Here is a 12,359-nt window from a genome sequence, read left to right as displayed (position 1 = left end):
CTCGGGACGAACCGGCCCGGTTCGTCCCCGGCTTCTTCACGTCCGGCGCGGCGTCCGCGGCCGGGGAGACGACCTCAGTCCGGGGTGACCGGGCTGATCGCGTACCAAAGCCGGATGCTCTCGTCGCCTCCCGGCCCCGGCTCGTGGCTGATCTGCACGGACGTCACGACGTCGCCGTTCGAGCCGTTGATCCCGGTCCGCTCGCGCGTCCCGCCCGCGCGCGACGCGTCGAGCGACGCGGGCAGCTCGTCGAGCCACCGGTCGACCTGCGACCGAGGGAAGCCGAGGACGTCGGCGTCGGCGACCAGCTGGTCGTGGACCGCCTGCCCGCCGGACAGGGTGCGGAACACGTTGATCGTGCTCACGTAGCCGCGGCGGGGCTGGATCGTCAGCTCCTCGGCCGTCGTCGACCACGTGCCGTCGGGGAGCGTCAGCTCGACCTGCGCCGCGCCGTCGGGCACCTGCACGACGGCCTGCGACTCCCCCAGCCCCACGGACTCCGCGGTGATCGGCCTGCTCACGTCCCAGCGCATGGGCTCGCCCCTCTCGATGTCGTCGATCGTCGCCGTGCCGGTCTCGCCGCCCGACGACGCCCCGCCGGTCGTCGTGCTCGTCCCGCCGGGGCTCGTGGTCGCGTCGTCCGGGTCGCCGAACGTCACGGTGCACGCCGTCAGGACGAGAGTCCCGGCGAGCACCACCGCGGCGCCGCGACCGAGGCTTCCCGCGGTCCGGCGCGCACGCGCCCCGGGCAGGCTCACTGGTCCACGTCCACGTCCCACTCGGTCAGTCTGTCAAGGATGCGACCGATGCGTGCGGGGTCCGTGAGCCGGTAGTCCTCGATCCTGTCGGACACGTCGGTGCCGATGATCTGCGCGGCCTGGTCCGGGTGCTGCGTGAGGAGCTGCTGGTAGGCGGGCAGCGTGTCGTTCGCGATGTACTCCCAGCGGGTCGCCTGGTCGGCGATGTTGCCGCCCGGGAGCGGGGTCTCGACCGTCACCGTCCCCTGGACGGGGTTGTCGAACGAGATGCCCGTGAACGGGATGGCGATGTTCTCCGGGCCGGGGGTCTCGACGCTCACCGTCAAGGGGTCGTACTGCGCGTACGTGCCCGCGCCGGGGATGGACGGTTCCCCGACGAGCGTCATGAGGTAGGTGAACGCCTCGCCCGTGACGGGGTGGCCGCGCATGGTCTGCCAGTCGTCCGCGATGATCTGGTTCTGCTCGCGCCACAGCAGCGCGGTGTTGCCGTCGGCGAGCGCCTGCGCGTCGCCGCCCCGCCCGGCCTCGATGTCCGCCCAGGCCTGGTAGGCGGCGTCGTCGATGACGCCGGCCTCGAGCAGCCGCTCCATCTCCTCCATGCCGCCGCCGAGGTACGCCTCGTGCATGACGGCCTGGTCGACGAAGATCTCGCGCTGCATCGACAGGAACTGGTTCTCGTAGAACGCGAGCTCGGCGTCGGACATGGTCGCGAGGGCCTCGAGGGCCGCGCGGTCGACGCCGGGCGGCAGCGCCCGGGCACCCGCCGCGACGCCCTGCGCGAGCTGCCGCATCATGTCGAGGTCGAAGAACCCGGCGGCGAACGACGGTCCGATCATCGCGGCCATGCCTGCCCACTGCATCCACGGGTTGTCGAGGTAGAGCTCGCCGTAGTACGTGTAGACGCCCTCGATGATCTCGCGGTTGGCCGACGCCCCGGCGGACGGGTCCCAGTCGGCGAAGTCGAAGCCCGCCTCGCCGGCGGCGACGCGGGTCCAGTGCGCGACGGCGAGGTCGGAGAACCCCGGCGAGTCGGGGTCGACGCCGAGCCGTACGAGCTGCGCGTAGAGCGCGGCGACCTGGGCGTCCGTCGCGTTCGCGAGCCACTCCGCGCGCTCGCTCGCGTCCATCGCGGCGTACTCGCCGGGGGTCGGCGTGGGGACGGTCGGTCGGCTGCCCGGACCCGACGCCGGGCCACCGCCCGGGCCGCCCAGGGCGCCGCCGCCGTCGTTGCTCGCGGACTCCTGCTGGTCCGCGTCGGCGGCGAGCTGGTCGGCCGCGGTGTCGAGGAGGGCTGCGGTGGCGGCGAGCGAGGGCCCGAGGCTCGCGGCCCAGTCGTCGCGGAACTCCGCGGCGTCGGGGCCCTCCCAGCGGGTCGCGGCCTCGACGACGGACGTCACCTGCGCGCGGTGGGCCCGCAGCGCCTCGGCGCCCGCCCGCAGGCCCGACGCGAGCGCGCGCAGCGCCCGGACGTCGGCGCCCCACATGCCGCTCATGCCGTCTCCTCCCCCGCACCCGCGCGAGTCCCCTCCCGCGCGGTGTCGACAGCCGCGTCTGGACGGTCGCACGCCGACGCTACGCGGCACGGAGGCCCGCCGCGATGGGGAGCACTGCCCATCCCGCGCGAGGCGGCGGACCCGCGAGGCGCCGCCGCCCGGGGCGCGGACGGGGTCGTGCGGCCTCAGCTCAAGCGGCGCTCGAGCCGGACGGTGACCGTGTCGCCGACGTCCTTGCCGAGCCGCTTGCGCACGGCGGCGTTGAGCGACAGCATCAGGCCGCCGGAGCCGGTCGGCATGAGCCCGACGTTGCGCAGCGGCACGTCGTCGACGGTCGCGTCGACCCGCACGGAGCGGAGCGAGCCGAAGAGGTCGCGCGCCTCGGGCACCTCGACGCAGGGCCAGGTGTCGCCCTTCACGTCGACGCCGACGGGCGCGGTGAACGTGCGGTCGAGGGCGACGGGGTCGAACGGCATGCGGTCCTCCAGGCGGTGGTGGGTCGTCGGTCGGTGTGCTGACCGGTCGGGCGGCAGGGAGTCATCGGGCGAGACCTCCCGGGACGGCACGCGGCGCCTCAGGCGGCCGCTCGCACCGACGCCCCCATGCGCTCGACCGCCGCGGTGAGCACGTCGACGCCGGTCGCGAGGTTGAGCCGCACGTGACCCTCGCCCCCGGGACCGAACCGGCGGCCGTCCTCGAGCGCGACGCGTGCCCGGTCGAGGAACCAGCCGCGCGGGTCGCCCACAGGCGTCCGGCCGTCGTCGCGCCCGACCGTGTCGAGGGCCGCGCCGTCGTCGAGCCCGCGACAGTCGAGCCACGCGAGGTAGGTCGCCTCGCCGGGGCGGTAGCGCACGCCGGGCAGGTGCTCCGCGAGGAGGTCGGCGAGGAGCCACGCGTTCCGCTCGACGCCCGCGAGGACGGCGTCGAGCCACGCCTCGCCGTGGTCGAGCGCGGCGACGTGGGCGAGCACCGACACGTGCTGCACGCCGTGGCTCGCCTCCTCGGGGATCCGCCGCAGGTCGTCGGCGGCGCCCGGGCCGGCGACGGCCGCCGCGGCCTTGAGGCCCGGGAGGTTCCAGGCCTTGGACGCCGAGACGATCGCGACGGCGGCGTCGGAGCCGGGGACGGCGAGGAGCGGCGTATGGGTCGTCGCTGGGTGTCCGTCGAGCCCGGGGCGGCTGAGCGGCGCGTGGATCTCGTCCGCGACGACGCGCACCCCGTACCGGGCGGCGAGCGCGAGCCCCGCCTCGAGCTCGGCGGGTGTGTGCGTCGTCCCGGTGGGGTTCTGCGGGTTGCACACGAGCCAGACGGCGCGGCGCCCGCTCCCCGGGCCGCTCCCGTTCGCGGCGACGCCCGTCGCGTCGGCGAACGCGCGCTCGAGGGCGTCGAGGTCGAGCCGTCCGTCGGCACCCAGCGGCGCGTCGACGACGCGCCGTCCCTCGTTCGCGGTGAAGCCGTAGAACGGTGGGTAGACCGGCGGGTTGACGACCACCGCGTCGCCCGGGGCCGTGAGCACGCGCAGCACCTCGACGATCGCGAGCATCACGTCGGGCAGCGTGCGCGACGTCGACGCGTCGAACGACCAGCCCCACCGCCGCGCCGCGAACCGCGCGTACGCCTCGCCGTAGGCGGTGCCGACGTCGTAGCCCGTGTCGCCGGCGCGCAGCGCCGTGGTCACGGCGTCGACCACGGCCTCGCACGGCGCGACGTCCATCTCGGCGACGAACAGCGGCAGCACGTCGGGGCCGAACGCGCGCCACTTCACCGACGTCCGGCGGCGCAGCTCGTCGAGCGTGAGGACGTCCAGCGGTGTGCGCATCGTGCTCCCTCCTCGGTGCGGGCCCGGACGTCGACCCGGCGGTCGGTCCCGCGCAGGGGGGCCCGCGCCCGGTCGACCCGGACCACCCTAGGCGGGCTCCGGCTCCTGCGCCGCGGACGAGGGCGCGCCCTCCTCGGCCGCGGCGTTCGCCGGGCTCGTCGCGAGGACGACGCAGCCGCCGACGGCGGCGACGGTCGCCACCACGGCGGGGACCGCCCATCCCGACCGCACGACGTCGCCGAGCACCGCGAGCCCGACGACGCCCGGGGCCAGCACCTCGATCACGGACACGGTCGCGGCGACCGTCCCCACGGCGCCCCGCTCGAGCGCGCGGAGGTAGGCGAGCGCACCCGCGGCGCCGCCGAGCACGATCGCGACCGCGAGCGGCTGGAGCACCGTGTCCAGCAGGTCGCCGGAGGCGTGCGCGCCGCGCGCGGCGACGGCGGCGACGGAGTAGCCGAGCCCGCCGAGCACCGCGAGGAGCACGGGGTGCCCACGCCGGTAGGCGGCGGCCGTGCCCACCGCGACGGCAGCCGCGGCGGCGTTGACCCACGTCGCGAACCCTGCGGGCGGGTGCGTCGCGGGCTGCTCCCCCGCCGCGAGCGCGAGCACGACGAGCGCGGCCACGACCACGCCGATCGCCACGAGGTCCGCGCGGCGCAGCGTGGCGCCGAGCACGAGGCGGGCGAGCAGCACGACGGCGACGAGCGAGGCCGCCACGACGGCCTGGACGACGAACAGCGGGAGGTGGTCCAGGGCGAGGAGGGAGAGGAGCCACGCCACGCCGTCCACGACGAGGCCGCCGATGACGAGCGGCTGGGCCACGGCCCCGATGCCGTGGGCGCGCCGCATCGCGACGGCCTGCACGATCGTGCTCACCGCGTACAGGAGGCTCGCGGCCACGGCCGCGAGGAGCGAGAGGATCACGACGCCGCCCTCGCACCGTCGGCCGTGGTGCGCACGCCACGCGGCGCGCTCACGGCGCGCTCGGTGGGCCGGTCGTGGCGGGCACGTCTCCGATCATCCGGCAGGGAGCTGCGCCCCGCGCGGGCGGGAGCGCCGCAGAGCTCGCCGGGCCCGGCGGAGGTTCGGCCCGCGGGGGCTCAGACCTCGTCGCGGGCGGGCGTCGAGTCCCTGCGGCCGCGCGCGTGGGCGGGCCGCTCGTCGTCGTGCACCCAGCGCCAGACGCGCGTCACGACGAACCACACGACCGCGGCCGCGACGACCGCGACGACGACCTTCTGGAGCACGCCGGCGTACTCCTCCACGACGTGCCACTGCTCGCCGAGCGCGTACCCGGCGTAGACGAAGATCGTGTTCCACACCGCGCTGCCCGCGGCGGTGAGCGCCGTGAACTTCCACAGCGGCATGCGCTCGACCCCGGCCGGGATCGAGATGAGGCTGCGGAAGATCGGGATGAAGCGGCCGAAGAAGACGGTCGCGCCGCCGTGCTTGAGGAAGAACTGCTCGGTGCGGTCCACGTCCGCGACCTTGACGAGCGGCAGGCGCTCCGCGATCCAGCGCGTGCGCTCGCGCCCGATGATCGCTCCGACGGCGTAGAGGGCGAGCGCCCCGACGATCGACCCGGCCGTCGTCCACAGGATCGCCTCGACGAGGCCGAAGCTGCCCTGGCTCGCGGTGAAGCCCGCCAGCGGCAGGATGATCTCGCTCGGCAGGGGCGGGAACAGGTTCTCGAGCGCGATCGCGATGGCGGCGCCGACCGGGCCGAGCGTCTCCATGAGGTTCACGGCCCACCCGGCGACGCCGTCGAGCGCGGGCTCCGCCGTCGACGCGGCGGGCAGGGCGGCCGAGAGGGCGGCGGAGATTCCGGAGGGCATGGCTCACGAGCCTAGGCGAGCGCCACGGCGCCGAGGGTCCGATGCGCGCGAGACGGTGTGGAGGTCTCGTGCGAAGGCTCGCAGGGTCCCGGGGGACGGGCGGCCCGGTCAGCCGCGGACCAGGTCGTCGATCCGCCGGACCGGGCCCCACGCTCCCGACTCGCCGTTGGACACGACGACGACCGTCACGCCCGGCGCGCCCGCCGGCGGGAGCGCGTCGTCCCCGTCCGTCGAAGTCCCCGGGTCAGGGTAGTGGCGCAGGATCGCGCTCGCGCCGGTGTTGATCCCGTCCTTGTACGCGGAGCGCACGGAACCGTCGGCGAGCAGCTCGAACTCGAGCCCGAACCCGTAGTGCACGCCCGCGGCGCGCTCGGCCTCCGGCGCGTCCTTCTCGTCGGTCTCGCCCGTGTCGCCGTCGTCGTGCTCGACCTGCGGCGTGAGGAACGTGCGCGTGAGGTCGGGCGGCAGGAGCTCGCCTCCGCGGACCGCCGCCCAGAACCGGGCGAGGTCGCGCGCGGTGACGTGCGCGCCGCCGTCGGGCGAGCCGACGGGCGGGTAGGAGTAGATGTTCTGCCGCCACCCGGTGACAGGCCCGTCGTCCGAGCCGTCGCGCACGGGTTCCCAGCCCTCTGCCACGTCCGGCTCGGCCTCGTCCATGCGGAAGAACCCGGAGCGGTCCATGCCCGCGCGGGCGAACACGTGCTCGCGCACGTACTCGCGGTACGTCGTGCCCGTGACCTTCTCGAGCGCGAGGCCCGCCAGGACGAAGCCGACGTTGCAGTAGCGGCACCCCTCCCCCGGCGGGAAGTTCGGCTCCTTGTGGACGAAGCCGGGGAGGAAGTCCGCCGTGCGCGTCACGGAGTAGCTCGGGCGGTCGACCCACAGCGCCTCGTACGACTCGCCGGCCTCCTCGTCGGCGTCGTCCGCGATGCCCGACGTGTGCGTCAGCAGGTGCCGGATCGTCACCTCGCGCGGGATCGTCGTGCCGACGAGGTCGACGTGGTCGTGGATCCGGTCCTCGAGCCCGAGGCGGCCCTCCCCGACCTGCTGGAGCACCGCGACGGCCGTGAAGAGCTTGGTCACCGACGCGACGTCGAACCGCGTGCTCGTGCGGACGGGGGCGCCCCAACGTCGCGATGCGACGCCGTACGCGCGCTCGAACAGCGGGTCGCCGTCGCGCTCGATCCGCACGACGCCGGAGAAGGTGTCGGCGCTCGCGGCGGAGCGCAGGTGCGTGTCGAGGTCGGCGAGGGCGGCGGCGTCGAGGGCGGTCATGCCCCGACGGTAGGCGGGCGAGGCCGTGCGCGGCCAGCGGATTGCGCCGCACCGGCCGCCGTCGCCGCAGGTGGGAGCGCTGTCACGGTACGGTCGCTGCATGGCCCTCTCGACGACGACCCCCGCGCTCGGCGTGATCCTGCCGCGCGAGCTGCCCGCCGACCGGATCGTGCCGTTCGCGCGCCGCGCCGAGGAGGTGGGCCTCGACGAGGTGTGGGTGGTCGAGGACCTGACGTTCCACGGCGGGATCGCGCAGGCCGCGACCGTCCTCGCCGCGACGCAGCGCCTCACCGTCGGCATCGGGATCCTCCCCGCGGCGACGCGCGCGCCGTCGACCGCCGCGATGGAGGCCGCGACCCTCGCCGCCCTGCACCCCGGCCGCCTGCACCTGGGGCTCGGGCACGGGATGCCGGCGTGGATGCGGCAGATCGGTGTCTGGCCCGCGAGCCCGCTCGCGATGCTCGAGGAGACGACGGCGACGGTGCGCGCACTGCTGCACGGCCAGCGCGTCACCGCGTCCGGCCGGTACGTCTCGGTCGACGACGTCGCGCTGCACGCGCCGCCCGCCTCGCCGCCGCCGGTGCTCGCCGGGGTGCGCGGCCCGCGCTCGCTCGAGGTCTCGGGCCGCGTCGCCGACGGGACGATCCTCGACATGCCCGTGACCCCGGAGTACCTGGCCGTCGCGCGCGCAGCGATCGACGCCGGGCGGGCGAGCGCCGGCGACGCCGCCCCGCGGGAGCACCGCGTCGTCGCCTTCTCCCTCGGTGCGGTGCACGACGACGTCGCGACCGCCCGCGCGATCGTCCGGCCGCACCTCGCCGTCCTGGGCGAGGCGGACTGGTCGGCGCAGATCGACCCGTTGCCGTTCGCCGACGACTTCCGCGCCCTGCGCGACGCGAGCGACACCCCCGAGGCGTTCGCCGCCGCGATGCCGGACGCGTGGGTCGACGCGCTCGCCGTCGTCGGGCCGCCCGACGCCTTCCGCGCCCGGCTCGCCGAGCTCGGCGCGGGCGGGGTGTCGAGCGTCGTGCTCGTCGCGACGAGCCCCGACGCGGCCCGCCCGGGGGACCCGTTCGCGGCGCTCGACGCGCTGGAGGCGGTGGCGCACGCGGCTCAGTAGTGCCAGGCGCGCATGTCCTCCTGGTAGGTGCGCTGCACGGTCGGGGAGAGCAGGGTCGACGGCGGCAGGTCGCGCGGCGGGTTGTCGGCGGGCAGGTGCGTGGTCGCCGCGAGCGACGCCGCGTCGTGGAACCGCAGGCCCTCCGGGAGCGGCGTGCGCGCGAAGAGCCCGGGGACGTCGTCGGGCTCCCCGGTCTCGCCTACCGCCCCGCCTCCGGGGAGCGAGAGCGCGAAGCCCCACTCGCCGAACGACGGGACGTTGACCGTGAGCGGCACGACGGCGCGGTCGGGCGCCGCGGCCCGGACCGTGGACACGACCTGCCAGAACGCGTCCGGCGTGAAGTACGTGGACGTCGCCTGGGTCGCGAAGGCGCCGCCCGGCCGCAGGTGCGCGGCGACCATGCCGTAGAACTCCTGCGAGTACAGCTTGGCGACGCGCTCCGTCGACGGGTCGACCAGGTCGACCAGCACGACGTCGAACGTCCGCGGCGTGTCCTCGACCCACCGGAAGGCGTCGGCGTTGACGACGGTCACGCGCGGGTCGTCGAGCGCGTGCTCGTTGAGGTCGGTGAGGAGCCGGTTCTCCCGCGCGAGGTCGGTCACCGCGGGGTCGAGGTCGACGAGCGTGACCTCCTGCACCGACCCGTACCGCAGCACCTCGCGGGCGAGGAGCCCGTCGCCCCCGCCGAGGATCGCGACGGACGCGGGCGAGGCGACGGACGTCATCGCCGCGTGCGCGAGGGTCTCGTGGTACCGGGCCTCGTCGACGGACGAGAACTGGAGCTGGTTGTCCAGGTACAGGCGGGTGTCGCCGCGGTACTCGGTGACGACGACCTGCTGGTAGGCGCTGCGCTCCTGCGCCACGACCGGGTCCTGGTACATCCCCGCGCTGATGCGCGTCTCGAGCCACGTGGCCGCGACGAATCCCGCGAGGAGGACGGCGAGCGTCACGGCGGCGAGCGCGGTCCACCGCGGGGGGTGGCCCATGCGGGCGAGCATGAACGCCGCGACGGCGACGTTGAGCACCGCGACCGCGAACGCGGTGCGGACGAGGCCGAGGTACGGCAGCAGGAGGAACGGGAACAGCAGCGACGCCGCGAGCGCCCCGAAGTAGTCGAGCGCGAGCACCTTCGACAGGAGCGAGACGGATCCCTCGCTCCCCCGCTCCTTGAGGACCGCGACGAGCAACGGGATCTCGACGCCGATCGCCGTGCCGATCGCGAGCGACAGGATCACGAACACGACCCACGCGAGCTCGGTCGACGCGTACGCCCAGAACAGCGCGAGCACCGACGTGCCCCCGAGGAGCGAGAGCACGAGCTCGTTGCGGACGAAGCTCAGCCCCGCGGTGCGCTGGAGCCGGGGTGCGAGGAGCGAGCCGAGGCCCATGCCGAACAGCGAGAGCCCCGTCGCGACGGAGAACGCGACGACGGAGTCGCCGAACAGGTACGACGCCGCCGTCCCGAGGATGAGCTCGTAGACGAGCCCGCCGACGGCGACGAGCAGGGCCGCGGCGAAGACCGTCGGCCGGTCCATCGAGCGCGCGCGGCCGGACCGTCCGGCCGCGGGCGCGGGGTCGGTCTCGGGCGGTCGCCCGGGTGGGAGCTCCTGCTGGTCGAGCACGTCAGGAGCTGATCGTCCCCGCGATGATGAGGCCGATCGCGACGGCGAGGCCCGCGATCATCACGCCGAACGCGACGTTGTGCTCGTCGACGAGCTCGCGGTGCAGGTTGAGCCGGAACACCTTGTTCGCGACCACGAGCGTGACCAGCAGGAGGACGATGCCGAGCGCCGAGTAGAGGACGGTCGAGAAGAAGGACCAGAGGAACGCCAGCGGGGCGGCGGCGGTTGCGATCACGGTGTCTCCCGGGGTCAGGTCGTGGGAAGGTCGGGCGGGCGTACGGGTGGGACGAGGGGTCCGACGGTCGTTCGGGTCACTTGCCGAGCCCGCCGCCACCGCCGCCGTAGACGGAACGGCGCACGCACGTGCCGCTCTGCTCGGTGGTGGTCACCTCGCCGGACGGTGCGACGGTCTCGACGGTGCGGGGCGTGCACGGCCCGTCGTCCGAGTCGGCGCGTGCCGCGCACGAGGTGAAGAACCCGAGGAGCACGAGACCGACGAACCCGAAGGCCAGGAACCGCCCCCCACGCAACGAGGCCGGCGCGACCCTGCGTCCGAAGAGGCGGCGCTGCTCCGCGGCGTCGATGCGCCGTCCGCGGTAGACGGCCGTCACGGGACCGAGCGGGCCGGTCGTGCGCTCGATCGAGACGACCGTCCCGTGGGCCGACAGGTCGACGTACTCGACCTGCTGCCCGACGACGAACGGCTCGGCGAACTGCCCCTCGACGTGCTCGACCCGTCCGGCGCCGCGCTCGCGCACGACGAGCGAGTGCTGCCGCCCGTCGAGGCGCAGGTCGAGCGCCCGCCCGGTGTGCAGCCCGGAGAGGTCGACGACCGGCGGCCACGCCTCGGTCGGGTGCAGGAGCGTGACGTCGCGGGTGTCGTGGTCGTACTCGACCCAGACGTCCGAGCCGTCGTGCGCGAGGAGCTGCCACTCCTCCCAGGTGAACGTGGTCCCACCGTGCACGGTCGACAGGACGGCGACGGCGCGCGGCGTCGCCCGGTGGGGCGGCGTGCCGACGACGTCCTCGCCCACGCGCAGCGCGAGCCGGGGGAGGGTCCGGCTCACACGAGGCTCCGCACGGCGACGTCGTCCGCGCCCAGCGCGTCGACGAGCAGGGCGCGCACGTCCTCGGTGAACGTGGCGGACGCCGGGGCCCGGCAGGTCGTGAGGGTCACGTACGCGGTGCCGTGCTCGGGCCACGTGTGCACGGCGAGGTGCGACTCGGCGAGCAGGATCACGACGCTCGTGCCCTGCGGCTCGAACCGGTGCGACGCCTCGCCGAGCGGGGTCATCCCCGCGTGCCGGACGATCGCGTCGAGGCACCGGCGGACGGTGGGGTCGTCGTCGAGCAGCGCAGGATCGGCGCCCGTCACGTCGAAGACGTGGACGAGGTTGCGCTGCACGCCCGTCCCCCTGTCCCGCTCGTCGCTCCGTGGTCCGCACGCGGGCGAGCGACCCGCGGTCCGGTGGCCGCGCCGGCGGGCCGCGCACACCCTAGCCGACCGACGCACCGGCGAGCCGCTCGGTCCGGGAGCCGTGATCCCTCGTCCGCGTGCGAGTGCCCCGCGCGGCTGCGATGCTGGCGCGGCTGGGGGCAAAACCTCGCACAGCACACAAAAAGGAGAAATCCATGGGTTGGCTCGCGTACATCGTGCTCGGTCTCGTCGCAGGGCTCATCGCGCGTGCGGTGCTGCCGGGAAAGCAGACCGGCTCGATCATCATCACGATCCTGCTGGGCATCCTCGGGGCACTGCTCGGAGGGTGGCTCGGTTCCGTCCTGTTCGGCACGTCGCTCGGTGACCTCGGCGACTTCCGCACCTGGCTCCTGGCGATCCTCGGCTCGCTCATCACGCTGGGTGTCTACGGCGCGATCACCAAGGGAAACCGCAGCCGCGCCTGACGGGCGCGACCACCCGACCCGACCCGGGGGCCTCATGGACGACCTGCCGACCCTCGCCGTCCCGAGCGACGACGACGATCTCACCACCTCCCACCCGCCCGAGGGCTACCGCCCCGTCCGGGAGTGGGTGCTGAGCACGACCGAGGAGCTCTCGGCCCTCCGGTCCGGAGTGATCCGGGCGCTGGAGGCCGAGGGCGTGGTGACGACCGGGCGGTTGTCCGCCACGCCGGACACGCTCGTCCTCATCGCGTCGGAGCTCGCGACGAACGCGCTGCGGCACGGCCTGCCGCCCACCATCGTGCGGCTCGCCCGCACCGACGACCGGTTCCTCCTCGAGGTCGCCGACCACGACGTCTCGCACGAGCCGGTCTACGCCGGGCGCCGCATACCGGGCGCCGGCGGCGTCGGTCTCCACATGGCCCGCCAGCTCTCGCTCGACGTCGGGTGGTACCGCACCGAGACGGTCAAGACCGTGTGGGCGACGTTCGCCGCCTGACGACGGATCCCGCAGGGCACGACGCCAGGCCCGCCC

At 74.9% G+C, this 12,359-nt stretch carries 14 protein-coding genes; 3 read left to right on the top strand and 11 right to left on the bottom strand.

Going from position 1 to position 12,359, the window contains the following annotated elements; genetic code table 11:
• Positions 1-74: 74 nt before the first annotated feature.
• The 7 genes from JN535_RS01635 to JN535_RS01605 all read right to left on the bottom strand — a co-directional run bounded on the left by JN535_RS01635 (position 75) and on the right by JN535_RS01605 (position 7,183).
• A complete protein-coding gene (locus JN535_RS01635; RefSeq protein ID WP_205201347.1) occupies positions 75-758 on the bottom strand; it encodes a hypothetical protein in 684 nt (227 codons plus the stop codon).
• On the bottom strand, positions 755-2,251 hold the full coding sequence (locus JN535_RS01630) for a WXG100 family type VII secretion target (protein WP_205201345.1): 1,497 nt from the start codon (positions 2,249-2,251) through the stop codon (positions 755-757). The genes JN535_RS01635 and JN535_RS01630 overlap by 4 nt, the downstream gene beginning before the upstream one ends.
• A gap of 185 nt (positions 2,252-2,436) precedes the next feature.
• Positions 2,437-2,727, bottom strand: a complete 291-nt coding sequence (locus JN535_RS01625; RefSeq protein ID WP_053369180.1) for a DUF1905 domain-containing protein — start codon at positions 2,725-2,727, stop codon at positions 2,437-2,439.
• A 98-nt stretch (positions 2,728-2,825) separates the two neighbouring features.
• A complete protein-coding gene (locus JN535_RS01620) occupies positions 2,826-4,070 on the bottom strand; it encodes a MalY/PatB family protein (protein ID WP_205201343.1) in 1,245 nt (414 codons plus the stop codon).
• A gap of 87 nt (positions 4,071-4,157) precedes the next feature.
• A complete protein-coding gene (locus JN535_RS01615; protein ID WP_205201341.1) occupies positions 4,158-4,997 on the bottom strand; it encodes a hypothetical protein in 840 nt (279 codons plus the stop codon).
• Between the two features lie 176 nt (positions 4,998-5,173).
• Positions 5,174-5,908, bottom strand: a complete 735-nt coding sequence (locus JN535_RS01610) for a DedA family protein (RefSeq protein ID WP_205201339.1) — start codon at positions 5,906-5,908, stop codon at positions 5,174-5,176.
• Positions 5,909-6,016: 108 nt separating this feature from the next.
• Positions 6,017-7,183: a serine hydrolase domain-containing protein gene (locus JN535_RS01605; protein WP_205201337.1), complete on the bottom strand. Its 1,167-nt coding sequence runs from the start codon at positions 7,181-7,183 to the stop codon at positions 6,017-6,019.
• A 100-nt stretch (positions 7,184-7,283) separates the two neighbouring features.
• On the opposite strand from JN535_RS01605, the gene JN535_RS01600 reads away from it, so the two are divergent.
• The gene (locus JN535_RS01600; protein ID WP_205201336.1) at positions 7,284-8,303 is read left to right on the top strand and encodes an LLM class flavin-dependent oxidoreductase; all 1,020 of its coding nucleotides are present in this window, start codon (positions 7,284-7,286) and stop codon (positions 8,301-8,303) included.
• On the opposite strand, the gene JN535_RS01595 is transcribed toward JN535_RS01600, so the two are convergent.
• The 4 genes from JN535_RS01595 to JN535_RS21390 form a co-directional block, all read right to left on the bottom strand.
• Positions 8,297-9,925 carry a polyamine aminopropyltransferase gene (locus tag JN535_RS01595; protein WP_307868070.1) on the bottom strand — a complete coding sequence of 543 codons (1,629 nt, stop codon included), beginning with the start codon at positions 9,923-9,925 and terminating at the stop codon, positions 8,297-8,299. The two genes, JN535_RS01600 and JN535_RS01595, sit on opposite strands and share 7 nt — an antisense overlap.
• A gap of 1 nt (position 9,926) precedes the next feature.
• Positions 9,927-10,160, bottom strand: a complete 234-nt coding sequence (locus tag JN535_RS01590; RefSeq protein WP_307868068.1) for a DUF350 domain-containing protein — start codon at positions 10,158-10,160, stop codon at positions 9,927-9,929.
• Positions 10,161-10,236: 76 nt separating this feature from the next.
• Entirely contained in the window at positions 10,237-10,992 is a 756-nt protein-coding gene (locus tag JN535_RS01585) for a DUF4178 domain-containing protein (RefSeq protein ID WP_205201334.1), read from the bottom strand.
• Positions 10,989-11,330, bottom strand: coding sequence for an S-adenosylmethionine decarboxylase family protein (locus JN535_RS21390; RefSeq protein ID WP_205201333.1), 342 nt, complete (start codon positions 11,328-11,330; stop codon positions 10,989-10,991). The genes JN535_RS01585 and JN535_RS21390 overlap by 4 nt, the downstream gene beginning before the upstream one ends.
• Before the next feature lie 227 nt (positions 11,331-11,557).
• On the opposite strand from JN535_RS21390, the gene JN535_RS01575 reads away from it, so the two are divergent.
• Together JN535_RS01575 and JN535_RS01570 are read left to right on the top strand one after the other, a co-directional pair.
• Positions 11,558-11,827: a GlsB/YeaQ/YmgE family stress response membrane protein gene (locus JN535_RS01575; protein ID WP_205201331.1), complete on the top strand. Its 270-nt coding sequence runs from the start codon at positions 11,558-11,560 to the stop codon at positions 11,825-11,827.
• 34 nt (positions 11,828-11,861) lie between these two features.
• A complete protein-coding gene (locus tag JN535_RS01570; RefSeq protein ID WP_205201330.1) occupies positions 11,862-12,323 on the top strand; it encodes an ATP-binding protein in 462 nt (153 codons plus the stop codon).
• Positions 12,324-12,359: the final 36 nt, after the last annotated feature.

The sequence above is a fragment of the Cellulosimicrobium cellulans genome (genome assembly GCF_016921195.1).
GTDB classification, from domain to species: domain Bacteria; phylum Actinomycetota; class Actinomycetes; order Actinomycetales; family Cellulomonadaceae; genus Cellulosimicrobium; species Cellulosimicrobium cellulans_F.
Note: the sequence above shows the minus strand (reverse complement) of the source record. Positions and strands in the feature narration are given on the sequence as shown.